The organism is Hahella ganghwensis DSM 17046 (assembly GCF_000376785.1).
Taxonomy (GTDB): domain Bacteria; phylum Pseudomonadota; class Gammaproteobacteria; order Pseudomonadales; family Oleiphilaceae; genus Hahella; species Hahella ganghwensis.
In genome coordinates, this window is sequence record NZ_AQXX01000138.1 from 51,645 (window position 1) to 77,696 (window position 26,052).

Genomic DNA, 26,052 nt, shown 5'->3' on the forward strand with positions numbered 1-26,052 from the left:
GGTGAGATGATCAACCCGTCAACTGACCGGTTTGGTAGTCATACATGGCTTGTTTGAGCTCATCAGTCGTATTCATCACGAATGGACCATAATGGGCCACAGACTCTCTCACGGGTAGACCGCTTAACACCAATGCGCCAAGTCCCTGGTCGCCGGCTTTCAAGTGCAGTTTTGCACCAGACTCAAAAATTCCGAGCTGCTGGCGTTGCAGGCTGACCGTAGTCTCCAGTCTCCCCTCGTAGACAAACACAGCGACCTGGTGTGTTTCTGGTGTATCCAGAATAATGTCTGCCCTTGCCTCCAGCTCGACATCCAGCAAGCTGGCTTCCTGGGACAATGCCGTCAATGTTGCAGTCAATAAGTGATCATTGATCTGCCACTTGCCAGCGATAGCCCTGATACGGCCGTTTGTCAGTTCCAGTTCCGGAATCGATTCCGGTTGTGCGTCCGACCATTCAGCAGGCTTCATTTTATTTTTGGCGGCCAGATTGATCCAGATCTGAAACCCATGCATGCTCTGGGCTTCCGGCAATGGGGTTTCCGAGTGAATAATACCGCGTCCTGCGGACATCCATTGGGCGCCTCCGGTGCGGATTGAGCCTACGTGTCCCAGGTGATCCCGGTGTTCAAATCCGCCCTGCTTCATATAGGTCAGTGTCTCGATTCCACGGTGAGGGTGATCCGGGAAACCGGCAACAAAATCACCACGATCTGCCGACCTTATCTCATCGAGCATCAGAAAAGGCTCAAAATCAGGTGCCGAAAAACCGGCAATTCTGGAAATTTTGACACCTGCACCGTCACTGGTTGGCGTGGCATTAATGACTCGTTGGAGTTGACGTTGGGTCATTTTGAACCTCCTCGTTTTAGCGTGACTGTTTATTCGAATATAGCGCTACAAAATCGAAAAAAAATCTCATAGTATTACTATATCCTTTCGAAGTGATCGAACAATGTTGAAATCTACGCTGGAGCAATGGCGTATGCTCCACGCCGTTATCAATCATGGAGGCTTCGCCCAGGCAGCAGAAGCCGTGCATAAAAGCCAGTCCACTGTTCATCACGCGGTGCATAAGCTGGAATCAATGCTGGGGGTCAGAATACTTGAGGTTCAGGGCCGTAAAGCGGTGCTGACGGAAGCGGGAGAGCTATTGCTTCGCCGCTCTGAGAGTCTGATTCGCCAGGCGTTGCAACTGGAGCAAGTCGCAGAAGGGCTGGCCAGAGGCGTTGAGGCTCAGATTCAAATTGCGGTGGATATTATCTTCCCGCAGGAATCGTTATATCAGGCCCTGGCCGATTTTTCAGATTGCTTTCCCAACACCCGGGTGGAACTGATCGAAACGGTGCTATCAGGTGCTGAGGATCTGTTGAAGCAGGGAATCTGTGATCTGGTCGTCACCCCCTTTGTCCCTCAGGGATTTATCGGTAATCTGCTGATGGATATTCCCTTTGTTCCCGTTGCCTGTCCTGGACATGCTTTGCATAAAGTTGATCGGCCTTTGACCAAGCAGGATCTGGCCGAACATCGTCAAATCGTCATGCGCGATTCCGGCAGTGCAGGCCGCAGCTCCGGGTGGCTGGGGGCTGAGCAGCGCTGGACGGTCACCCATGCCAGCACCTCGGTGGATATGGTGCGCAAAGGGCTCGGCTTCGCTTGGCTGCCGCTAACCTGGATCGGTCCTCTGTTGGAATCTGGCCAGCTCAAGGAACTGACATTACAGGAAGGCGGTGGCCGTGAAGGTTCACTTTACCTGGCATATGGCGATATCGATCAGCAGGGGCCTGCCGGACGATACCTGGGGCAGCGGTTGCTTGAACTGAGCCGAAGTCAGGCTGGAAAATACTGGTTTTTACCGGAAAACTCATAATGCGGATGCTTCCGGGTTTATGTCAGTATGTCCCGGAACTTGGTTTTGTTAACGGTCTCAATCACAACTTTTGCGGATTGAGTTATCAATAGGAACTTATATGTCGATTGCCGAACTTGCACCCAAAGAGGTTTGGGAAAACTTTCAGTTGTTGTGTGACACGCCTCGCCCTTCCAATGAGGAGGCTGAGTTAAAACGCAAAATCCGTGAGAAACTAGCCCCTTGTCCCGTCAGTATTGAGGAGGATGAAGTGGGTAACCTGATTCTTCGGAAAGCCGCCACTGCAGGACATGAAAATGCGCCCGGAATTATTCTGCAGAGTCATCTTGATATGGTGGCACAGCAGAATGAGGGTACAGGACATGATTTTTTGACGGATCCTATTAAGGCGTATATCGACGGCGAGTGGGTAACGGCTTCAGGAACCACTCTTGGTGCAGATAACGGCATTGGTGTCGCAGCGATTCTGGCAGTGATGTGTAGTGACAATATCGTACACGGCCCTTTGGAAGCGGTCCTGACGATTAACGAAGAAGCCGGAATGACCGGCGCCAAAGGTCTTCAGCCTGGCGTTATCGAAGGTAAGCTGCTTTTGAACCTGGATACCGAGGAGGAAGGTGAACTCTATATAGGCTGTGCCGGTGGCGTTGATGTGACAGGGGTATTGTCCTATGAACCTGAAGTGCCAAATTCAGATTTGGCCTATCTTCACCTGTCGGTTAAGGGACTGCGGGGTGGGCATTCCGGGATCGATATCCACAGGGGTAGAGGCAACGCGGTTAAACTCATGGCCAGAATAGTTTCCCGTTTGCAGGAAGAATTGAGCGTTCTGCGCTTGGCTGCGCTGACGGGAGGTTCTCTGAGTAATGCAATCCCCCGGGAAGCTTTTGCCAATATTGCTGTCCTGCCTGCAGATGTGGAGCAGGTGAAGGCTGTGATAAGCGAACTTCAGGAAACTTTTACAGAGGAACTTGGATCGGTTGAGCCTCATATTCATCTGGCCATGGAGTCATGTGATTCTGCTGCTTTGCTACCAGATCCTTTGACCTTGCGCTTACTCCAGACTATCGCGGCCTGTCCCCATGGTGTCTTCCGGATGAGTTCGGATTTTGAGGGAGTTACGGAGACATCCAATAATCTGGCATCGATCTCAATGGATGATCACCATATTAGGATTGAATGTCTGACCCGTAGTCTGAAAAATTCCAGTCGGGACGAGGCGGCAGAGAGTGTGGCAGCGGTCTTCGGGCTGGCAGGTGCTGAAGTCAGTATTGAAGACCCTTATCCAGGATGGGCGCCGAATAAAGACTCTCACTTGCTTGCAACCTTGTTGAAGCTCCATGAGGAAGTGGTTGGGTATCAACCCAAAATTCAGGTCATTCATGCGGGGCTGGAATGTGGAATACTCGGAGCCAATTACCCGGCATGGGATATGATTTCCTTCGGACCCACAATTCGCGGTGCACATTCACCAGATGAAGCGGTGCATATCAAGAGCGTGGAAGGATTCTGGAATTTCTTGCTGGCGGCTCTTGGGCACCTGGCGAAGGCAAGCCGGTAAGATATATCGATATGCCCCGGAACCTTTCGGACCGGGGCATGTGTATCAGAAAAGCGCTAAGTGACTTTTCGACCGATGGTTGTTGGTCTTCAGCTTTTGTCTGAATTTCCAATCTTTCTCATCGCTGGAACGAAAAGCAGCAGCAAAATCAGGATTTTGAATAATCCTCCGGTGGCTGCTGGAGGGGCTTGCAATGTTTTGATTTCATGGAAACTGTTGCCCACTGCCTGGTAAAGGACATGGTCGTGCTGCTTTAGGGTAGATTCGATTTTGTGCAACTGGCTATGGAAACCCTCTGCATTATCAATCAACTTTTTCAACCCTTCTATCCACTCTCTGTCGGTTGTACCGCGCAGTGCGGCGATCAGATCCAGGACGGCATCCATTGCTCTTTTAGCATTACTCTGGACTGCATTGATGGCTTTTACGGAATCGTTGGAGGACTGCCGCATTCTGTGGGCATGAAATCCATGCTTTCCTTTTGCCTGGTTGAATCCCAGTCTTGCACCGTGCTCCAGAGAGTTCAGCTCCCGGTTGATTCTGACCAATTGTGATTCCCAGCGCTCTGTAACGGGGGTAAGGTCTTTATAGCCCATGTCGGTAATAAAGCCTTTACTGCCCTTTGCCCTGTACTTGAGAGATTCCTCAATGATTTCAGAGAAAAGTCGATTGATGTGGACGTTGAGCATATTCGCTCGAGAGACTAATGACATCTTTGCTTCCTGCTACTTGAAGTGCATTTCTTGATTATATGAATATGGGAGATCTGCTGACCTTTATGGGAGAAGCGCAGAACGAGTACATGGTCTAACGCGTTTTCTGACACCCAATCATGTCATTGAAAATTTTGATTAACTATCACATATCGATAGTCTTAGTTGTAGGTGAATTTAAATGGAAAGCGACCTCTTTGCCGCTCAGAGGTACGGCTTCACTGCTTGACTAGTGAAAACTCTGTAAAGAAGCAGGTTTCGACGCCTGGAACCGATTCAAAACCGATAGATCCCCTCATTTTTTCGACCAGCTCTTTAGAAATCGCAAGACCAAGCCCTGTGCCCCCTTTGGCTCGGCTGTCAGAACTGTCGGCTTGAGAAAATCGGTTGAAAATTCGATCCCGGAAAGATTCCGATATACCCGGACCATGGTCGATCACAGAGAGTCTTGCCTTTTGATCGATTTCTTCCAATGCTACGGTCACCGTCCCTTTGGGTTCAGAGAATTTGATTGCGTTTGATAATAAGTTGGTGAGGACCTGAAGCAGTCGGGAATCATCCGCTTCGATTCTCAGAGATTTTTCGGGCAGGATTGATTTGAGAGTAACTTGATACTGGTCCGCAAAGGGGCCCAGAGTCTCCACCGCCTGCGATAAGATTTCAGCGGGATCCTGAACGGCCATTTTCATATTCAGCATTCCGGCAGTGATTTTCTCCATATCCAAGAGATCATTTATCAGCAATTGAAGCCTTCGGCTGTTGCGAATCGCGATCGTAATCAGACTTTTCGCCCGTTCCGGATCTGTATCAAGAATATCTGTCTTTTCCAAAAGTGATAGAGAACCACTGACGGATGTTATCGGTGTTCTTAACTCGTGGCTGACGGTTGAGACAAACTGGTTTTTCATTCTGTCGAGCCGCTTGCGCTCCCGAATATCATGAAACTGCAGTATGAGTTTGCGTTCTTTCCGTGTTTTGCCGGGTAGCCCCACCATATGGAAGATCGTATCCACCTGATCTCCATCAATGTTGGATAGCGGCATTTCCCAGGACTGTGGGCCTCGTTCACTATCCAGGGATTGATTTATTTCTGCCAGTGTTTTGCTGAGAAAGGAGGGTGTGAAAAGTTTCATTATCGGTTTGCCAGTAAGACTTGCCGGATCGCATTTGATCATATGACAGAAAGCGGCATTGGCGGATTCAATTTTCAGATCGTGATCAATAATCACCATACCAATGGGAGCCATTTCAAAAGCAGTGGTAAAACGTGTTTCCACATGCTGTTTGTCTTTCATCGCCAGCATATGCTTTTCTCTGGTATGGAGAACCGAATAAATCAGTACGGCGATCAAGAACGATCCTAACAAGCCCCATACCCGAAACGTCTGGTAATATTGCTCGGCTGATACGATATCCAGAGGATAGGCTTCCAGGCTCCAGGTAGCGCCTGGCAGTTGAATGGTCAGCGAGGCAGACCCGTTTTCAGTTTGCTCGCCGGTTTCGTAAAAGGTTACTGTGCCGGCATCCGTTTCACGCTTCAGGGAAACGCCTAATTTCAGGCTTTGGGCCATTTCCCAGACAACCTGATAAAGGTGGTCTGCATTGATGACGGTACTCACGAGCCCCCAGTATTGACCATCATCAAGATATACGGGGTTACGATAAATAAGTCCGTTTCCACCTTGTACAAGCTCAACGGGACCAGCAAGAATTGCTTGCTTCTCCCGTATCATTTTCTCCACTTCGGGCCATTGATTGGGCTGATCCGGATAGTAGAGTCCAAGGGCCTTTTCATTACCTTCCCGCGGGTATATGTATGTCAGCCTGTTACCGGGAGCCAGACCGATGTTGCGGATATATCTCCCCTGGCGGCTCAGCCCCTCCAGCCAAAGAGATAGTTCCTTGTGTTTGATGGCGCCATCATTTGCCTGAATATAAGATACGAGGCCGGTGGCCAGATGCAGGGTGGCATTGAGTTCAGATTGCAGGATTCCACGTATCTCCCCGGCTTGACTCAGTGTGTTGCGATACTGAATCAGTTCCTGTCGACGAGTCTCCTGAAACAAGACAAGTTCTACGAGTCCCGTCACTAGAATGAACACACAACAGGCAGCTAGAAATTTCCGCAAGTCTCGTTCCTTGTCAGCCGTTGGCTCCTATAGCCTGGCCCGGACAATTAGTGAAAATAAAATTCGCGTACAGATAGAATAGACGATTTGGGAGCGGATTATATAACGTGACGTCTTATTGAAAGGCTTTTGTGAATACGGCAGGCGGTAAGTGTGCCTCCCACCTGCCGGTATTCTTCAGTAGTCAGTTTCTGTAAAAGCCCATGTGTCTTCAACCCTGGAACCATTAGGTCGTCAGATACAAGATCGCCGATTATGGCTGCTCCGAAGCATACCTCCGGTAGCGCTGTAGATTCAGGCCTAGCGATATAGTGACTGGATTCTGTCGACGGTTCCGTCCTGACGCATATCGGCTAATACGGAATTGAGCTGGTTAATATACTGATCAGGTGTCTCCGGATTCATGGCCAGAAACAATTTGGTTTCTTTCAGGGTGAATACCGGTTCGATACTGTTGATACCGGCCTGCATAGCGTAATAAAGGCCTGAAGAAGTACTGGTTATCCACAGATCTATCTGGCCATCTTCCAGTCGTTTTGGATTAAGGCTGTCATCATCCAGTTCAGATGTGTTAAATCCGTTCTGCTTCAGAAACTGAGCCCGGGAATCATTTTTGTAGCAACCAATAAGGTAAGCATGGGCGTCTTCGATAGTGTTTAACTTGATACCCGAATTCTTTTTGGCGAACAGTACCCAGTCATTTGTGGAGAGAGGACCGACCCATTTAAAGAGAGGCTTTCTGGCTTCGGTATAGGTGGTTCCAAATACCCCCCGGTAAGCCTTGCGTTGAGTGAAATTGTAAGCGTAATCCCAGTTTCGAAGTTTTAGCCGATATTCATAACCAGCGCGTTTGAAAAGTTCTTTGACAATGTCGGTGTTGATGCCGTGTATATTCTCGTCCTTGTGTTCAAACTTGTTGTCCTGGAGGCTCATGTTGAATGGTGGAAAGTTCTCTGTGACCAGATTGAACTTTTCTGTCGCCATGGCCGGTGCCGTGAAGAAAAGTGCTGTGATCAGTGTCAGCAGCTTCGTCAACCGGTATACCGGCAGACTTTGTTTGACGGGACTCATAGATACCTCGGTTACAGCAGGTTCAGTTGAGAAACAGCCATGAAAACATCATGATCTGTCATATTTAGAGTAGTGCCAGTTTAAAAATTGACCCATAGTGATTTTCCACGTCAGTGAATACACGGATATGGGGATCTGAACCGAGCTGTGTGAGTGCTACCAGAGATCCAGCTGTTCTCCAGAGGACGTTGACGAGTCGTTTTGAGACTGAGAAGGGGTTTCCACTTTGTCTTGCTTAACCCTCCACAGGCGTTCGGCCAAGCCCGACATGCGGTGGGTTTTACGCTGAACGGCGGCCATGAGTGACACTTTATTGCCCCAAAGGCTGACCTGTTCTTTTGCCCGGGTAATACCGGTGTAAAGAAGTTCTCTGGTGAGCAATGTTTGTTCCGGGTCTGGCATCACGACCGTACAGTGATTGAACTCGGACCCCTGGCTTTTATGGATGGTCATGGCGTAGACGGTTTCATGACGTGGTAATCGGTAAAGGGGAATCGATCTCACCTCACCCCGGTCATCAGTAAACCAGGCTTTCAGACTACCATTTGCTTCAGGCCAGACTAGGCCAATATCACCGTTAAAAAGCTGGGTCCGGTAATCGTTATGGGTAATCATGACAGGACGACCTCGATAATGCCCGACCGTCCCTGATCCCCCCCGTGGAATTAGTCCCCGCCGTTGCAGGTGTTGTTCTACGAGTTGGTTCAGCGTTTCAACGCCGTAATACCCTTCCTTGATAGCGCAGAGGATGCGGTAGTGATCAAAATATACAAGCGCCTGCGTCACCGAATCAGCTTTCAGATATTTCTCATAGGCCTCTAACGCCGGCTTCAACACGGATGTGGGAATGGGTTCGCCCTGAGGCAACAATTGCCAATGAATATCAGATCGGGTTTGATCCTGTAATATTCCCCAGGCCTCACTTCCATGGCCTTCATTGACGGATCTGGCCAAGTGCCCGATGCCACTGTCAGCGGTAAACCGGTAACTTTGGGTGAGTCTGATGACTCTATCGGTTAATTCTGGTGGGGCCGGGTCTGCTGACAAATTCGGTGACAAACCGGTTTGACTGGCCAGGTCATGGAATTTCTTGCTTAGGCCGAACGAATCTCGGTAACGACACACATCATCCAGGACATTACCAGCCTCTACTGAGGCCAACTGATCACTGTCCCCCAGCAGAATAAGCCGACAATTGGGTGGTAGCGCTTCCAAAACAGAGCGCATCAGCAGTACATCCACCATAGAGACTTCATCGATCAGTAATACATCCAGTGCCAGAGGGTTTTCGCGATGATGGCGGAAACCTTTGCCGTCTGGGCGGACCTTTAGAAGACGATGCAGTGTCGAGGCATTGGCAGGAATAAGATTTTTAATCTCCTCACTGGCGGGTATACGACTGCGGGCTTTGGCGATAGATTCCATCAGCCTCGCCGCAGCTTTACCGGTAGGGGCTGACAGCGCTATTCGCAGTGGCTTTGAGCCAGAGTTCAGCTCTATCAGCATCGCCAGGATTTTGGTAACGGTTGTGGTTTTACCGGTACCCGGTCCCCCGACAATGGTACAGAATCCATGAACGCTGGCGGAAAGGGCTGCCAGTGCCTGACGATTGTCCCCTTCAAGATTGTTGTCGGTGTCTGCGAAATATCGCTTTAAATAATCGGCCAACTGAGGTGCTGGCAGATCGAAGTAGGAAGCCTGCAGTCGTTGAAAGTGGTCTGCGAGTGTCAACTCTGCCTCGTAAAAGCGGCTTAGATAAAGCCGGTCAGTCTGGTCAAGACAGAGCAAGCCAGTTGACCAATCTTCACTCTGGGAACCGAACTTTTCTGCATCAGCCACTTGTCCACATGCCTGCAACGTCTGTTTCCATTCATTGAGTGGTGGATAGCTGGGCCATGGTTTCTGAGTCTCCTGTAACCATTGCTGCAGGCGTTGATTTCCAGGCCAGACGGGTTTTCCTGCAAGTTCAGAGAGATTCAGACACAAATGTCCCTGCGCCAGAGCTTGTGAGACCAATGCCGTTGTGAATATCAGCAATCCCGTCTGTTCTGAAGTTGGCGGTGTATGCGTGGCTTTCATCTCGATTTCCGCCACCATTCGCCCCAGAGCTACGTCTAAGGGCCTGAGCAGTCCGGAGTCGGCGGCAAAATTGACCAGAGATATATGGCTGACGGTACTCATGGGTGATTACCTTGAACAATGCCAATGAACTCAGTTATTGCCGCTTTGGTGGGGCGATAGAAGTAGACGCCGGTCTGTTCTGTCTCTGGTTCTGTTTTGTCTCCGGTCATGCCTCTCAAAAACAGGTAATAAATACCACCGAAATGTTGGTCATAATCATAGTCTGGTTGTCTGGCCTCCAGGAAGCGGTGCAGGGCCAGCGCATATATCATGTATTGTAGGTCGTAAAGGTGTTCACGAATCGCGATCGACATAGCCGTCTGATCATAATTCACTGCGGATTCCCCTAGCTTGTTACTTTTATAATCAGCTAGATAGAATCGACCATTGTGCAGGAAGACGAGATCGATAAAGCCGTGGAGCTGCCCGGTTTGTTGAGGAAAGTCCAGATTGGCGTGGTCATCGGATTGCCATAGCCGGTCAATATACTGGTTAAGCCTGTGCGCCTGAAGATTGTGGATGGGAAGGAAAAACTCCATTTCCACGATTTTGTTGGTATTACTCAGCTGGCGCAGACGCAATGGGGATGTTTCCGCTGCCTCAGCCGCAGTCGTTTCTGGCAGCGGCAGAGGAGTGTTAAGAACATCCTGTATACCCTCTCTCAACGGAATAACCCAATCGCCATTCTGATCTGGCGGATATAAGCGGAAATAGTCCAGTTGCTGTGAGATAACCAGATCAAGGGCTGAGGGGTCTTCTTCAGTGAAATCTATCTGTTCCAGGATACTGTGCAGACACAGTCCGCTCAGGCTGCCGGCGGCAAAGCTGGCCAGAGATTTTTCCACTGGCAGGTCTGCAGTGATGTCGGGTAACTCGTGCGTATCTTCTCCCAGTTCTTCTGCTCTGGTTGAGACCGGATGTGTCTGACTTTCGTTGCTTGATTGTGCTAAGTGGCTGTAACTGGACTGAATCCATTGTTGTCTGACTGGCTTCAGGACCGGGAGAGCCGCCAATGTTGGTTTAGCTCCCTGATCAATCCGGCGTTCATGAAGCGGGTCGGGCATGGGAAGGCATGTCAGACCGGGTACTGACTCACTGAGTTGAAGCAGTGGCGCAAACAGACCCTCATCATCTGATGGGTATCCTTTAACATCAGGCAAGCCGCCGGTATTGTCAGTATCAGCACTGCTGCCATATAGCAACCAGGCCATGGCGGTGTTCTGCATTTGTTTGAACGCTCCCCAGGGGAATACGCAATGCTGCCTGGCCCGGGTTAGAGCAACATAGAGCAGCCGGAGATCCTCGGCCAGCGATTCCATACCGGCCTGCTGGCGGGCCTCCTCGCGTTCACCGAAATCCAGGACCAGTTCTTGATTGTTGGCCGGGTCATGTATGCAGAACGGCGCCGATGGCCAGTTTGAGCCCAGTCCGATGAAGGGGCAATAGACCAATGGATATTCCAGTCCCTTGGAGCTGTGAATTGTTACAATCTTGACAAGATCATCATCACTTTCCAATCGGAGCTGGTGCTCATCCTGCTGCGCCGCTGAACTTTCCCGTTGGGCGACATACCACACTGAAAGTGATTCTGGTGTTGGTGCTTCCGTCTGGGCCGTTTGTAGTAAACTTGCCAGATGCAGCAGGTTAGTCAAAGCACGCTCACCCTGTGGTCGACTCAACAGTCGTGCCGGGATCTGATAGAGATGGAGCCATCGCTGAAACATGACCAGGAAACCGTGGCGTTGCCAATCCTGGCGTAGTTGCAGTAATTCGTGCAACAGTTGCTCCCAGGCAACTTCGTCCTTTGCGAGTGCTTCCAGACGGTTGGCATTATAACCCCAGCAGTGTGTGACCAGGGCGGCTCGCAGCCGACTTTCCTCCGTTGGCTCAAGCAAAGCTTGAATCAGATAAAACAGGTCCTCTGCTTCGGCAGTTTGATAAACCGATTCCCGGCTCAGAAATACACTGCTGACATGGCGCTCCTGCAAGGCCTGCTGTAATGCCAGTGCTTCACTGCCTTTACGAACCAGAATGGCGATGTCGCCCGGTTTAACGGTTTTCTCACCCAGACAGGCTTTACCTGTACTACCGAGATTAATCCAATGGGCGACTTCGCTGGCTATTGTGGCAGCAATTGTCGGAACAACTATTTTTTTGTCCAGGGATTTTTTCTGCTCATCTGCTTCACGTTGCCACATCCAGCAATGCAACGGAGAGACGGCTTTACCCTCTATTGTGAGAGGAAGAGCGTCAGCGTGGCCTGCTGCCTGCACAGGATAAAACTCAATATCCTGTCCCATCAGGAAGGCATTTTTATTAGCGGAAAACAGGCTGTTAACGGCATACACCAACTCGCTGTGTGAGCGCCAGTTGGTGTCCATGGTGTAACGGGCAGTCGTCTCGTGTTTGGCCTGCAGATAGGCGTAGATATCCGCGCCCCGAAAACTGTAAATTGCCTGCTTCGGGTCGCCGATCATTACCAGCCCGCAGAGGTCTTCAGGCGCAGATGCCTCCACCCGATAAATCGAATTAAAAATGGCATACTGTGCCGGATCCGTATCCTGAAACTCATCAATCATCGCCAGAGGATATCGCTCCCTGAGAGTCTGGCTGAGTTGCATTCCCAATGGCCCTCGGATAGCTTCTCGCAAGCGCGTGATCAGATCATCGAACCCCATAACCTGACGTTGGTGTTTTAAGCGGGAAAAAGCATCACGCACATCTTTGATCAGTGTTACCAGAAGCCAGGGAGACAGATGATCGCTGACTTCCAAGTAGTGTTCCACACCATCGAACAACGGGTGCTCAGGTGCTTCCAGGCCCTTTTTGGCAGCCGCTTTCAGGACTTGGCTATGCAGGTGATTTCTGGCCAGAATGGCAGCCTGCTTCGGCAAAGTCAGAGCGTCATCCAACTGCGACCAAGTGTCCATTGAATCCCTGATCGCTTCCAGGGTGGCAGGCCCGTAATTCTTGGCACTGGCACTGATAATTTTGGTTTTCGCGGCTTCACTGAGTAGCCCCAGAGCTTCTTCCCCTGAATCCTGCCAAAGTTGTTTAAGTACACCGGACTGCTGTTTCAGGTTATCTATATCCACCTCAAATGACGGCAGGATAAGATCTGTTTTATTGAGATAACCTCTGACAATATCACGGAGATGTTCTGGTCCCTGATAGCCCAGTTCGAAGGCTGTATGGGCCAGTATGGGGTGTTGGTAGAATCTTTCACGCCAGACTTCCTGACAGGCTTGATGAAGCAGTCTGCCGGTATCCTGTTCTAAAGTGGTATCAAACAATACTCCACTGTCGAAAGCGTGGTCCTGCAATGCTCGCTGACAAAAACCGTGAATGGTATAAATGGCCGCAGTATCCATTTCAAGAATGGCTTTCTGTAGCCGCCAACGTGCCTGTTCAAGGCTGTCCTGGCTATCTAATTCCTGGTTGGCGAAATCGCGAAGCCATTGCCAGTCATCGTCAGCAGATTCCGTCTGAAGTGCCTGCCATGCGCTATGTAGCCTGTCGCGAATCCGGTGACGTAACTCGTCAGTCGCGGCCCGAGTGAATGTCACGACCAGAATATTACGCACATCCAGACGGTGTTCCACGATGGCTCTTAAGTAAAGCGTAGTGATGGTGTAGGTTTTCCCTGTACCCGCACTGGCTTCGATCAGCTGGCGCCCTTGCAACGGAATGATCTGAGGATTCAGCGGCAGCATTAACCCTGCCCTCCTTTCTGATCGGTTGCAGGCGTTGCAGGGGCAGTATCTGCCGAATCAAAATCACTACGTTTTCGATATTGCAGGATGGGCGTCCAGATCTGCTGAACCAGAGCTTCGAATTCGTGGTTCAGGGGCTGCTCAATCTGTTGCCAGACCAATCGGTTGTAGGGGTGAAGCAACTCACTGCGTTCAGGAGCATTTTCGTTATACCAGCTACGTTGTGCTTCATTAGAGGCCTCTTTGCCGGCAGCCAATGCTTCCGCATAGGTCAGCCCTGTTTCAGGAAACAGGGGGAGTGGACGTTGACTGGTCTGTTGCACGAGCTCAAGGAATTGCTCCAGATAATTCAAGGCCTCGTCGTGTGGTACGGGTCGTAACTGCCAGCTGTCTATAGATCCTTTGCTGTAGCCGATCAACTGGGTTTGCCACTGAATATGCTCCGGTTGCACAACATTGAGAACCAGGTGTTCCAACCAGCTCTGCAGCCATCGATTGCCCCTCAAGGAGCCCGCAAATAGTTTCAGCCTGCCTTGTGGTCGACAACTGGAGAGGCGTCCATGTAGTGGTACACCTCTGTCTGTCAAATTGAAGTCGATGTGTTCGGGCGTACCGGACAGCCAGGGGCTGGCATAGGCGGTCATTTCGGCTGTGGTTGAGCGCATTTGTGACAGCCATTGCTCTCCCCATTCTCCCAGAGGCAAATGTCCCTGAGCTCGCAGAACTTTCTCGATATGCTCGGGTGCCTGTCCCGCGACGACTCTTTCAAGCCAGAGTTCGCGTATCCGGTATCCGTTTAATGCCGCCAGTGCGAAAGGTTCGCTGTCTTCCAGGCTGCTTGCCTGTTCGAGTTCAATATTAAGGCGTTGCTTTACAAAATAACGGGTTGGATGTCCGGCGAAGCTGAGTAGAGAGTTCAGCGAGAGCGGGTTATCCATGGAATACCATGGTGGGTCAGGCGCTTCCAGAGGAGAGTCGACGAAGTGGGAGACTTCCTGCAAATTTTCCTGGTTTTCCCGGCTGACAGAAGGGGCACACCAATCCTGCTGGTAACTGCGGAGTGAATCGGCAGCGTCGGTGAAATAAGAAGGATGAAATGGTTGTAAACGATGCTCTCTGACTAATTTACCGGCTGTTTCCGGTGATGTCTGTTCACCAATGAGATCCAACAATTCATCAATGACAACAGCCGGAGTTCGCTCGCTGTTGTCTTTCACACTGCGTCCCACATAACTAAGGTAAAACACTTCTCGTGCCGACAGCAGGGCTTCCAGAAACAGAAAACGGTCTTCATCTCTCCGGGCCCGGTCACCCTTACGGGGGGACTTGGCGATCAGGTCAAAGCTCATGGGCTGATCCTGGCGTGGAAACACTTCCTGATTCATACCAAGCAGGGCCACCACTTTAAAAGGCAGGCTACGCATAGGCACCATGGCGCAGAAAGTCACGGTACCATTAAGAAAGCGTTGGCGACGGTTAGGTCCTTCCAGGCGCTGAGACAATTCCTTCCGAACTACCTCAAACGGCAGTTTTCCGGTAAACCCTGCCAGCTTCAGGTCATCGGACCATTCCTGCAGAGTTTCCTTGATGGATTCCACGGCTGAAGCTTCTTGCCTGTCCAGTATAGTCTCCTGGGGGGCAAACAGGCCTTCCACGATGTCTTGCAGAAGATTGAGCCACTCCCCGGAACCAAGCGCGTGTTTCATTTGTTTGTGCCAGAGTCGCCAGCACTCAAACTGGGCGACCAGAGTGCCCAGGGCCTCGGCATCGGCGCTTTGTAAATGGGAATACGGCGCCTGTTGCTGATAGAGCTCGACAGATTCGGGCAATACATAACCCAGTAGCATGCGTTGCAGGCCTGCTTGCCATGAGAACAGGCCGGTGTGGTCAGTGTTCTCAGAATCATTATCCCCTGCACTATCCCAGCCGAAGCGAATTGCCGCTTCCTGTACCCAACGACGGATATGTTCCAGTTGTTCCATATCCCACCCAAGACGTCTGGTAATGGCGGGTACTTCCAGAAGTCCCATAACATCGGGGGCATTTAACGGACCCTGAAGTAGGTCCAGAAATGATAAAAATATCTGTACCAGCGGGGTGTCGTTAGTGCGGCTGAGGTCGGCCAATGACCAGGGAATCACTTTGTCCCCTTGCTGCGCCCCGAACACGGCTTCAATAAAAGGCGCGTAGGTGGCGATATCCGGCGTCATGACTACAACGTCGCGTGGATCGAGAGGGTCGTCATCCGGGGCATTTTGAAACAATGCCTGGAGTCGGTCATAAAGTACTTCGACTTCTCTCAGAGGACTGTGACAGCAATGAATCTGCAAGCTGCTGTCTTTGCCCCGGTAATCCTCCCAGGGCGACTGGCGAAGATGAAATATATCCCGCTGAAGCCTTTGCAACAGTGTCGGTGTGAGGTGTTCCTGTTCGGGAAATACACCAATATCCTCCTGGGGAAGGTTCACCAACTGGTCAATGTGATCCCTGAGAGGAATGCCCCATGAAGCGAGAAGACGGTGGCCCTCTTCATACAGGTCAGCGGCGTCAGGAGAATCGCTGAGTTTGATATTGGTAATGGTTTTCCGGGAGGCGATATCGCCCCAGTACTGAGGTGTAGGGGTGAACTGGAACAAGGTGACCGGGAGTTTTTTGGCCAGTTCTGACAACACCTGCAGGTAGCCAGGCGGCATGTAGGGGATGCCAAAAACACTCAAGCGTTCCGGTAGCCCGCCTCCGTCTTTCCGAAACAGAGCTGGGTCTGGTTTTATCTGACTCAGCCCGGCCAGCATTTCTTCACTCAGGATCGCCCTGTGTGGAACTCTGGTCTCCGCATTCAGCTGGCGCCAGAGCATTGCCTGCCAGGCGTTTTCCCCCAGCGTATCGGGGGAAAACTCCGGTGTCTGCCATTCCAGGCACCATTCTGGCCGATAAATCAGATAGTGGTCGAATACGTCTGCAATCTGACGACTCAACTGATAGAGTCGAAGGTCGGGCATATCCTGCCGCAGGTACTGGGCCAGCATCTGGAATGATGGATCATTTAACTGTTCTGGCAGAAGATGGAAAATGCGCCAGGTCAGGACATTCTTATTCCAGATATCCTGTTCTGGAATTTCCGGGAGTACCAGGCGATACAATTGCCACATGAACTGCGCAGGCAATACCAGATTAAGGTTGGCGGCAATGCCGTTACGCTCAGCGATCTGTTGCTGTACCCAGCGCCCCATTCCCTGACTCTGAACGACAATGGTTTCCGGGGTTAACGGATGTGAGAGAGGATCACGCAGACTGGCGGACAGTAGGCTGATCAGGTGCTCCTGTTGGTGGCTATAGATGACCTGAAGCATGAAACTCCTAGCCTTGTCGGATATCGCTGAGAGCAGATACAGTCTGTTGAATCATATCTGTCAGAAACGGCGTTTTATAACCGAGAGTTCGTGCTTTGCGGCTATCCAGACTGGTGTCTTTTGGCCGTTTGGCTGGCATGATTACCTCAGATTGGGATTGCGCCTGTACCAGTTCAGAGGGTTGTTTTAGAAAGGTGGCCAGTTGATTCAGCAAGTGGTAGCGGGTGGTCGTTTCGATGCCCCCGAGGTGCAAGGTTTCACCTTGTACATGATGGAACAGATGGGCAATACCCTCAGCAGCCACCCGATAACTGACTGCAGAACGATATTCGTCATCAAAGGCGGTTAAAGACCCTCCCCGGTTCAATTGATCGACCCATCCCTGAAACGCTGAAGGTTTCAGCAAGCCTGCACCGAACATCCAGGGAAGACGGGCAATGGTGCTTTCAGGATGAACCTCTCTGATGAGATCCTCTGCCAATGCCTTGTGCTCTCCATAAGTGTTGATAGGGTTAACTGGATCAGCTTCAGAGTAGTTTCCTCCGCTGCCGTCAAATACCAGGTCGGTGGAGGTAAACAGAAATCTGATACCCCGATGGGCACAACTGGCTGCCAGATTCCTGGTGACTTCCACATTCAGCGACATCGACATTTCCGGCCGGGTCTGGCAGGTGTTGGGGTCCGACAGGGCGGCCGCGTGTATGACTCCCACCGGAGCCATGTTATTCAGCATGGCCTCCACCATTGCCTGGTCCTGAAGATCCATGCGAACCCTGTATGGCGCTAATGATTCCGGTAATGTCGCCAGGTGGCTGACGGCGACGACATCAAACTCACTCGCAAATGACCGGCACAGATGTGCACCGAGAAACCCTGAAGCACCGGTGATCACGATTTTGGGCTGAGAAGCAGAGGATTGGCTGAGCGTTGATACCATCAGTTATTTATCGTTCTTAATGAAACGTCAACAGACCCTAGTCTGCAATGAAACAAGGCATGATACAATCCGCAGCGATTTTACTGAACCTGAATCAGTCGTGTTGTGGATAGGTCGTTGTTAAACAGAAATCAGGCAGAGGATTTTATGTTAGGTAGGTCTGAAAGGTCGATAGGAATCGGTTTCGTCGTACTGACTGGAACTGCAGTATGAAAACGCTGAAAGCTGAAATCCTCCTGATTCTCGCAGCAGCAATTTGGGGTATGGCCTTTGTGGCCCAGGTTAAAGGGATGGACCATGTGGGGCCATTTACCTTCAATGCTGCGCGATTTCTGATCGGTGCCTTGTCGTTGATCCCTCTACTTTTCATACTTCCTCGCTTTCAGCGTATCGGACCGGGTAAGCCAGCATCAGCAGGAGTGGTGACCGGGGGGATTCTTGCCGGTGCGTTTCTGTTTGCGGGGGCCAGTCTGCAGCAGGTTGGCCTGCAATATACCACTGCCGGAAAAGCGGGTTTTATTACAGGGCTATACATAGTCATTGTGCCCATGATTGCGCTGATGTGGGGGCAACGCGCATTGCCGAAAGTATGGATCGGTGCACTTATGGCAGTACTGGGCCTTTATTTTCTCAGCATTCGGGAAGATTTCTCTTTGTCCTATGGGGATAGCCTGCAACTGGTGGGAGCCTTTTTCTGGGCCGGCCATGTTCTGATTGTCGGTTGGCTGTCACCACGTTACAACCCGATCCATATATCGATCGTTCAGTTTTTTGCCTGTGGATTACTAAGTTGGTTGATTGCCCTCGGCACTGAAACCCTCTCCTCTGAAACACTGATAGCTGCGGCAGGACCCATTGCTTATGGTGGTCTGATGTCGGTAGGCGTTGCCTTCACTTTACAGGTCGTGGGCCAACAATGGGTTCCTGCATCCCATGCGGCGATTATTATCAGTCTGGAGGCCGTATTTGCCGCCATTGGTGGTTGGTGGCTGCTGAATGAGCACCTTGACGGACAGTCCCTATTTGGCTGTGGCCTGATGCTGGTGGGAATGGTGGTGTCGCAATGGCCGACCCGGCGCAAGCGGGAGACGACAGTCAGTGTTGATGAAAAAACGGCATCAGGGATGCAATTGTCTGAGTAGGGCCAAAAGGTCAGGGGCCAACTGACTGAGTGAGCCCAGCGGGCCCACCATATCGATCAATTCTCCGCGTGTGTGAAAGTTTTCCCGTTCAATCTGATCCAGCATTTTATGTAGATAACGTTCACCCCGAAGGCGATTGATTGCCAGCTCGGCCAGTGGCGACAAAAGTGGGGCGACCGCAAGCGTGGCCAGCATGCCTGTGCCGGCACCTACCCAGCCAACCCAGGCGGGAACGCCGGCAAACTTTGTCCAGAGAAGCCCCCAGAATGACTGCTGTGAAAGGTAAACCCCATTCGCCATCGCCGCTCCGGTGGCCATGGCGCTGCCGAAAGTGATCTGGCTGCCCAGATGACCGGCGAACTGCCGCCCCAGGCCCCCGATCAACAGAAACATCAGTAAATCCCGGCTACCTTCACGTGTGCCTCCCAAACGGCCCAGCCGATCCTGCAGGAACGCCATGACAGCAACGCTCTGTTGCTCTGTCATAGGCGCGCTTAATGACGCTTCACAAGCTTTCCACTCGGGTATCCAGCGTTCTGTGACCTGATTTAATTTTTGTTGCAACACTGATAGTTGCAACAGGTCTGTTTCCAATGCCTGCAGAAGCGCGGTTTCTTTTCCTGAGAGAGGAACTGGGGATTTAGAGGACTTCTGCCACAGTCTGGAGGATAGTCGCCATAAAGCCCTTGGCACTGACATCAGATCCTGTGGAATATCTCGCTTGTGTTTCCAGTGCCGGGCAGAAACGCCTCTGACAGAAATAAAGTGTTGGCGATAAAACTCAGGGACTCGCTCATGGGCTGCTGTAAAGTGGTCCCGGATGACCTGGCTGAGTTCGAACGCAAATTTTTCAGTCTTGATAGAAGTTGTCGCTGTCACGGATATGCGGGCTTAGAAATCGAAGTTATTCAAGTCGGCAACGTAGATATACTTTAACCAACGTGTATATACAGCAACCAACATGCGAAGACTCTATCATACCCGGAACTGGTCAGGTGGTCCTGCTGAAGATCATGGTCCTGCAAAAAATGAGGGGCAATAGCCGAAATTACCCCTCACCAGTCAGTTTAAAGGCGCTGAGCCGCCGCGATAAAGAACATTGGTCGTTCAAGCTCCTGGGCTAACTCCGGCTGCAGACGAATCTGTTCTGAATCGGGTTTCCACTCATTCAGGTGTTTCAGGTTAAAGCCATGGGTGATCAGCATGTTCAGGTATGTGCTCAGCGTTCGGTGTTGTTTGATCACCCCCGTTGCGAACCAATCTGTTTTCCTTTGGCCCTCCACCAGATATTGATCAACCGGCCAAACTGTCCTTTTTTGGGAACTGCTGATCCAACCGGGATTGGATGGCGCGGTAAAGATCGGATGCTCTGCCGAGAATACCAGCCAACCACCGGGCTTCAGTGCCTGATAGACATTGGCTAAAAGCGAGTCCAGATTGGCGAGATAATGAAATGTCAGCGAACTGTAGACAATATCGTAAGAATCAGGCTGCAGTGAGAGCTCTTCCAGATCTGCGCGAAGATACTCAATGTTGCTCTGTGACGTCATTTCTTTCGCTCGGGCGAGCATGTTTTCTGAGACATCGAGGCCCAGTATTTCCGATGCCCTTTGTTCACCTGCCCAACGGCAGAACCACCCGAATCCGCAGCCCAGGTCTGCAACTCTGGTGTTTGTCAGTGGCGGCAATATTGCCTGCATGGCAGGCCACTCAGGCGCGCCCTCGAAACCGGCAAGCGACCTGGGCAGCTGGCTGTAACCTTCAAAAAATTCAGTGGTATCGTAAATGTTCTGTGTCATTGGATGGTTCTCCGTTTGAAATGCCTTTATACGAACGGGTGACAATGACAACCTTCAGGCGTAACAAAGCCCCGTCCGTGTGACGGCGGGGTTTGTCGCAAAATCGCGAGCCTAGTAACCTCTGAAAATCACTCTGCGTTGCCAGTACTGCATGCCAGAGCTTCAGAGGTTCTTGAGAGATTTACTTCACGATTTCGGGCACCCCACCAGGAATGCCCTTAATTCGTGAAACAATGTGGATATCAATATAAATCATTCCGTGATTATAACTGCGGGCTTTAAAGCGTCAATTCTTTCAATGAAAGGTATCAACTTTGCGAGACAGTTCCGAAAATGAGGGCCTCGATACGTGATATAAACTGACTGACGTCTTAGACAATTTTACGATGCAGCTATCGGTAAATATTACTAATTTTTCTAAAAATCGCGGATAACCAAAAGATAAATAAAGTAATTTTCTATAGCGCATGAGGGCTCAAGCCATACAGGGTAAGGTAAAGGGAGGTGCGGGATATAAGTTCTTCGTCAGTCTGGTGATGGGCGGCTACAGAATTGTGTTTTATTAACATGTTCTCCTCGCAACTTTACTTCCCTATCTGATGTATTCAAACTGAAATTTCCGCTGAATCAGGCATATGGATTTCGCCGCCGTTGAATTTGAGCTGATATGTAAGTCTGAGGGGACTGACAAGGATTCCAGATATAAGGAGGTTTCAATGTATCAAATCTGCTCGCCTATTCATCAGATCACTTCTTTCATTAGTCATTGTTAACGCTTGATTGTCAGTTAACTCGTGTCGCCGGGCATTGTTGCGTTCCACCAGCTACCTGCAGATGATTGTTTCGCTGGTTTGAACAGAAGCTCATATGGCCTGCGGTCTCCGATGACTTTGCGAGAAGAGTGAATCGTGTCCCTCTGAATCAACATCAGCTTTCCATAAGGATATGAAAAGATGAACAAAAATATTTTTTTGAGCCCGAAGCACGTCCATCCCAATGCTTTCAATCACCAGAGCTATTTGAAGTCAGGCGTAGACCCGAGAACCGGCTTATTCTCCGCACATATCATTTTGGCCGGTTTGGGGCAGGACGTCGCAGAAGCTCCCTTGTTGCCTTTGATTCTGGCGTTCAATTCTTTATCGACTGATGACCTGGGTTATGGCATTGGTTGGAGCTTGCAACTGAGCTGCTTTGACAGTTTCCGCTCTCAACTCTTTTTGTTCACAGGGGCAAGTCACCCTGCTCTGTGTAGGTATAGAGACATAAATCAAGCACAAGAAAGGTTTCAAATAGCGGAAAGGTTTCAAGTAAAAGCTAGTGGCGATCACCTGGAATTCCGAAACCGTAAGCTGAAAACCTTTGTGTTGGAAAAGCAGGGTTCTGACCTGTTGATCAAACATAAATCAGGGGTGATCGAGAGACTCAGAAGAGTTAATGCCACAATGTACATGCCTGTTGAGATCAGTGCTCCTGAGGGATACACCTTGCACCTGAGCTATGCTGACTTTAATGGCCATTGTCTGTTGAAGGAGGTACGTGATGACAGGGGTGTGCTGTGCAGAATAGAAAGAAGTGATGGGATTATCCTGGTGACTTTGTTTCCTGGACAGATTCAGGAAGCCCGTTACAGAATTGAGTTGGATAATGGTCAGGTGACGTCAGTGCAGCTACCGGTGGACAATTCGGCAGGCTGGCGATTCAGGTATCGCCGGATGCATGAAATGCTCTTCATTACTCGCTTGGATACGCCGGAAGGCGGCGCAGAGATTATCCATTACCAGGACCAGGGGCATACGCTTCCGCCGGAAGGTCCGTACAGCCATCTGCCCTATGTTGTCAGCCTGATCAGTTCTCCCCGGTCCGGTCAACCAGAAACAACCACGACCTATAGATACACGACCAAAAACTTTCTTGGTTACGGTGCTCCTAATCTGGTTTGGCAGGAAGATGAAGACAATCTGTATCAAGTAACAACGGATTATGAATACGGATCAGTGGAAACATTGATGAGGCATCACCAGGATGGCCTGAGAGCGGTCCGCACCGTCAGTCGACTCTATAACCGATTTCATCTCATGCTGTCCGAGGTGACCAATCAGAATGGTAAGGTTCGCCGCAATAAATACGATTATAGAATCATACCTGGCCTGCCGTTTCAGGCGCAGCCCGAGCAATGTCGGTTACCCATCCGAAAAGTCAGTAGTTTTTACCTGTCCTGTGATACAGCCTGTCGCCACGAAGATGTAACGGAAACGGAGTATGACGACTATGGAAACCTGCTGTATCTTCGCAAGCCCAGTGGTATTCAGGAAAAGTATGTTTATTACCACAGGGATGGTGAGCCGGGTTGCCCTGCCGACCCTCTTGGGTTGGTTAGATCCGTCAAGAGCAAAACAGTGACACCAGCGCAGATCACTCATGCTACCTTGCCTGCTCCAGTGGTGCAGACTCGCTATAAGTATGCGGCTTTTACAGCAACCTCCTCGGGAAATCCTGCCTTTCTTCGTCCCGTACATGAGAGTGTATGGGAAACTGATATCGGCCACGAGATATTACGCATCAGCCGGGAGATGGAGTATGCCCTCGCTGAAGAAGAACCTTATATTCACGGTCGCCTGTTGCAGCAGATGGATACTCAGAATGCTTTAGTCACCGTGAATAGGTTCGTTTATTCCATTGATCATCATGAACTGAAAACTTACAGATCAACGATCGGATTCGACAGCCGACGTAAAGAGCAGGTTGACCGACGGTGCCTGCTCACAGGCAGACTACTGAGTTTACAGGATGAAGAGGAGGTCCGTGTTGAATGGGAGTACGACAGCCTTGGACGTGTGGTGCGGGAAACGGTTGCCGGTAATACAGAAATATCCGCCAGTCGAATCTATCGTTATAAGCTATGTGCCAATGACAGCGATCAGGCTGAACAAGTGAATACAGATGCCAGTGGGGTTATGACCCGAGTTCTGTTTGACGGCTTCTATCGAATTCTTCGTGTTGAAACTCAGGATGCTGATGGAGAAGCACCGGTATTTCGTACTATCTATGATGCTGAATACAACGAGCTGGGACAGATGGTAGAGGAAAGCAACATAGATTGGCTGGACGGTGAGGCGTTAGTTCTGACCCATGGTTATGAATATGATGACTGGGGGTTTCGGTCGCGGGTAAAGCGGCCTGATGGTGTTACCGAATGCTGTTATTTTGATCCTGCCCGGCAAACTGAAATGAGTTGGTTGGAGAGTGCTGAACAAGGTGTGTCAGCCAGAACAGTAACGGCTAGCAATCATTTCGGTAAGCCGATCATTATAGAGCATCTGAACGCACAGGATCAGAGTGTGGATAAAACGCTCTTTATTTATGACGGCCTGGGGCGCTGTATTTCAAAAACAGATCCGTTGCTGCAGATTACAACTTACGAGTATGACTTTGCAGACAGATTAATCACCCGGATCTTGCCGGATGATACGGAAGTACTCTACAGCTACAGTAGTACGCATAGTACGTTGCCGCTTGTGACAGAGGTCCGGGTTAACGATGTGTGTGTCGGCGTACAGGAATATGATGGATTGAGCCGGCTGATACAAAGGCGAGTTGGCGGAAGGAGTACGTCCTATTTTTATGAGGGCAGTCTGAATAAGCCGCTTCGGGAACAGCTCCCTGGTGGGGATATTATTGAATATCGCTACGAGCCCCAGCTTAACCAGCAGGTGACAGATCGATATATGCCGTCGGCCTGGCACAGCGAAGAAACCCAATACGAGTATCATCCGTTGAGCGCGCAACTTATTCGCAGTGATGATCCGGATACTGATTGGGAGTATATAAGGGACTATTATCCTTCAGGCAAGCTGCAGCGGGAAATCTGGATGCAGAGTGGGCACATGGAGGAAGCAGTATACAAGTATTCTTTGCAGGGCAGGCTCATCGAATACCGGGATCCGTTCGGAAGTGTTCAGCGATGCTTCTATGACGATTGTGGAAGAATGGAACGACTTCAGTATGGCGATATGTCCGTGACATTCAATTACAACGAGTTTGGTCGACTGTCGCAATACGATCTCGAGGAGCATCGTCATAACAGGTCGATGACGACCGCGATGGAGTATGACGAATTAGGGCGGGAGTGGTCCCGATCCATTTCCTGTTCTGGTCTTGATCCATATGTCATGACCCAAAGTTATACCGCAGATGGCAAAGTGGCGCGCCGGCTTGTTATGCAGGGTGAGACTTTGATACGGGATGAAAGTTATGAGTACGATTCCCGCGGGAGATTGCAATACTACTATTGCGATGGTGATCACCCCCCACAGGACGCCAACGGAGAGACGCTTCGTGCCCAGTCCTATGATTACGATACTCTGGACAACGTGATCAAACTGACCAGCCACTCAGATTGTGGGGAGAACGTTGCCATTTTTCATTACGATAATCTTTCCGACCCATGTCAGCTCACAGGGATCAGTCACTCGCGACTATTCAATCAGGTCGATCTTCATTATGACGATAATGGAAATCTCAGCCGCTTATATATCAATGGTGATTGTCGAATATTACATTACGATCCGATGGGGCATCTGATTCAGACAGATTCGGAAAGTGAAGGTATTTTGAGCCTGATTCGATACAACGCCCTGGGGCGGCTCGAAATTGTGGAGCAACCCGGTCAACCTCATGTACAGCGCCGATATTATGGGCATCAGGTGGTGGTTGAAGCTCGGGGGCCTGTCAGAAGGCGGTATATCTTTCACGAGGGGAAAATTCTGGGGATTCTGGAAAGTGAAGGATATGAGCGCCGTACTATTTTTTATGGGCTCGACATGCATCGTAGTCCCGTGTTGAGAATGTTCGGTGACAAAGTGACAGAAATGGCCTTCGGTCCTTATGGGATGCAATCTTCAGATTCGACCTACGCTGGTGAGCCCGGTTACCGGGGAGAGCTGTCTGAGGAGATTACTGGATGTTATATGACAGGGCAGTATCAACGTCCATATAGTCCAGAGCTGATGAGGTTTATTTCACCGGACTCGCAAGTGTCTTTTTGTGATGCTTCGGTCAATGCCTATGCCTGTTACTTTGGGCCGGGAGATCAACAAGAAAGGGAGAAAGAACGGAAACAAGATCAGGTCACTATGACACCGTCTGAACAGGAAGCGCTATTTAGCAGGACGCCGTGGGATCAATTCGGTAAACAACAGATGATTCAGACGACGGCAGCAAGGATACGTGTCCCCGGCTATGGATTAGGAGAATATCTGAAATCGGCATCTTCTGGCAGAGAGTTGATCCATACAGGGACAACGGGCTGCGGATATCTGGGGGAAATGATCTATCGGGAAACCAGACCGGTACTTGGCATGGTTTTAAGGAACTTAAGAGATCCGGGGGCTTTCAGATAATGCAGTGCCAGCCAGTTGCTCCCTTAGCCGGGAAACAAAGAAGAGCCTGGTAATAGCTGAACGCCGCGTCACCCGGCCCCTGAAGGGCATGGATACGGATCTGCTCATCACCGAATGCAGTATCGGTGATGAGCAATAGCAAGATAATCACACCAAGTTTAACCCTGGGGCGCTTACATTGTGGCTGGCGGCGATTTATTATTCATCAGACTAGGGTATGAAGACCATAGCGGCCAGAATTCGCTGAAA

At 50.4% G+C, this 26,052-nt stretch carries 15 protein-coding genes; 4 read left to right on the plus strand and 11 right to left on the minus strand.

Annotation, left to right across the window (positions count from 1 at the left end; translation table 11 throughout):
- Window positions 1–10: 10 nt before the first annotated feature.
- On the minus strand, window positions 11–850 hold the full coding sequence (locus F566_RS0125745; protein ID WP_020409923.1) for a pirin family protein: 840 nt from the start codon (window positions 848–850) through the stop codon (window positions 11–13).
- A gap of 103 nt (window positions 851–953) precedes the next feature.
- Here F566_RS0125745 and F566_RS0125750 point away from each other — a divergent pair, with 103 nt between their 5' ends.
- Both F566_RS0125750 and F566_RS0125755 read left to right on the plus strand, forming a co-directional pair.
- Window positions 954–1,868, plus strand: a complete 915-nt coding sequence (locus tag F566_RS0125750; RefSeq protein ID WP_026180318.1) for a LysR family transcriptional regulator — start codon at window positions 954–956, stop codon at window positions 1,866–1,868.
- 100 nt (window positions 1,869–1,968) lie between these two features.
- Complete coding sequence (locus F566_RS0125755) at window positions 1,969–3,429, plus strand: aminoacyl-histidine dipeptidase (protein WP_020409925.1); 1,461 nt, start codon at window positions 1,969–1,971, stop codon at window positions 3,427–3,429.
- Window positions 3,430–3,518: 89 nt separating this feature from the next.
- On the opposite strand, the gene F566_RS0125760 is transcribed toward F566_RS0125755, so the two are convergent.
- The 7 genes from F566_RS0125760 to F566_RS0125790 all read right to left on the minus strand — a co-directional run bounded on the left by F566_RS0125760 (window position 3,519) and on the right by F566_RS0125790 (window position 17,463).
- Window positions 3,519–4,142 carry a hypothetical protein gene (locus tag F566_RS0125760; RefSeq protein ID WP_157497096.1) on the minus strand — a complete coding sequence of 208 codons (624 nt, stop codon included), beginning with the start codon at window positions 4,140–4,142 and terminating at the stop codon, window positions 3,519–3,521.
- A gap of 218 nt (window positions 4,143–4,360) precedes the next feature.
- On the minus strand, window positions 4,361–6,271 hold the full coding sequence (locus tag F566_RS0125765; RefSeq protein ID WP_083921180.1) for an ATP-binding protein: 1,911 nt from the start codon (window positions 6,269–6,271) through the stop codon (window positions 4,361–4,363).
- A 300-nt stretch (window positions 6,272–6,571) separates the two neighbouring features.
- Window positions 6,572–7,342 carry a substrate-binding periplasmic protein gene (locus tag F566_RS0125770; RefSeq protein ID WP_020409928.1) on the minus strand — a complete coding sequence of 257 codons (771 nt, stop codon included), beginning with the start codon at window positions 7,340–7,342 and terminating at the stop codon, window positions 6,572–6,574.
- 156 nt (window positions 7,343–7,498) lie between these two features.
- Window positions 7,499–9,523: an exodeoxyribonuclease V subunit alpha gene (gene recD, locus F566_RS34115; protein WP_020409929.1), complete on the minus strand. Its 2,025-nt coding sequence runs from the start codon at window positions 9,521–9,523 to the stop codon at window positions 7,499–7,501.
- On the minus strand, window positions 9,520–13,176 hold the full coding sequence (gene recB, locus F566_RS0125780) for an exodeoxyribonuclease V subunit beta (protein WP_020409930.1): 3,657 nt from the start codon (window positions 13,174–13,176) through the stop codon (window positions 9,520–9,522). Before recB ends, recD begins: the two co-directional genes overlap by 4 nt.
- On the minus strand, window positions 13,176–16,526 hold the full coding sequence (gene recC / locus F566_RS0125785; RefSeq protein WP_020409931.1) for an exodeoxyribonuclease V subunit gamma: 3,351 nt from the start codon (window positions 16,524–16,526) through the stop codon (window positions 13,176–13,178). Before recC ends, recB begins: the two co-directional genes overlap by 1 nt.
- A gap of 7 nt (window positions 16,527–16,533) precedes the next feature.
- Entirely contained in the window at window positions 16,534–17,463 is a 930-nt protein-coding gene (locus F566_RS0125790) for an SDR family oxidoreductase (protein ID WP_020409932.1), read from the minus strand.
- A 209-nt stretch (window positions 17,464–17,672) separates the two neighbouring features.
- Between F566_RS0125790 and F566_RS0125795 the strand changes: the two genes are divergently transcribed.
- Entirely contained in the window at window positions 17,673–18,605 is a 933-nt protein-coding gene (locus tag F566_RS0125795) for a DMT family transporter (protein WP_020409933.1), read from the plus strand.
- On the opposite strand, the gene F566_RS0125800 is transcribed toward F566_RS0125795, so the two are convergent.
- On the minus strand, window positions 18,582–19,484 hold the full coding sequence (locus F566_RS0125800; protein ID WP_020409934.1) for a hypothetical protein: 903 nt from the start codon (window positions 19,482–19,484) through the stop codon (window positions 18,582–18,584). The two genes, F566_RS0125795 and F566_RS0125800, sit on opposite strands and share 24 nt — an antisense overlap.
- Before the next feature lie 188 nt (window positions 19,485–19,672).
- Window positions 19,673–20,404, minus strand: coding sequence for a class I SAM-dependent methyltransferase (locus F566_RS0125805; protein ID WP_020409935.1), 732 nt, complete (start codon window positions 20,402–20,404; stop codon window positions 19,673–19,675).
- Between the two features lie 953 nt (window positions 20,405–21,357).
- Between F566_RS0125805 and F566_RS0125810 the strand changes: the two genes are divergently transcribed.
- A complete protein-coding gene (locus F566_RS0125810) occupies window positions 21,358–25,803 on the plus strand; it encodes an RHS repeat domain-containing protein (protein WP_020409936.1) in 4,446 nt (1,481 codons plus the stop codon).
- Here the strand turns inward: F566_RS0125810 and F566_RS37040 are convergent.
- Window positions 25,796–25,954, minus strand: a complete 159-nt coding sequence (locus tag F566_RS37040) for a hypothetical protein (RefSeq protein WP_020409937.1) — start codon at window positions 25,952–25,954, stop codon at window positions 25,796–25,798. The two genes, F566_RS0125810 and F566_RS37040, sit on opposite strands and share 8 nt — an antisense overlap.
- Between the last annotated feature and the right edge of the window lie 98 nt (window positions 25,955–26,052).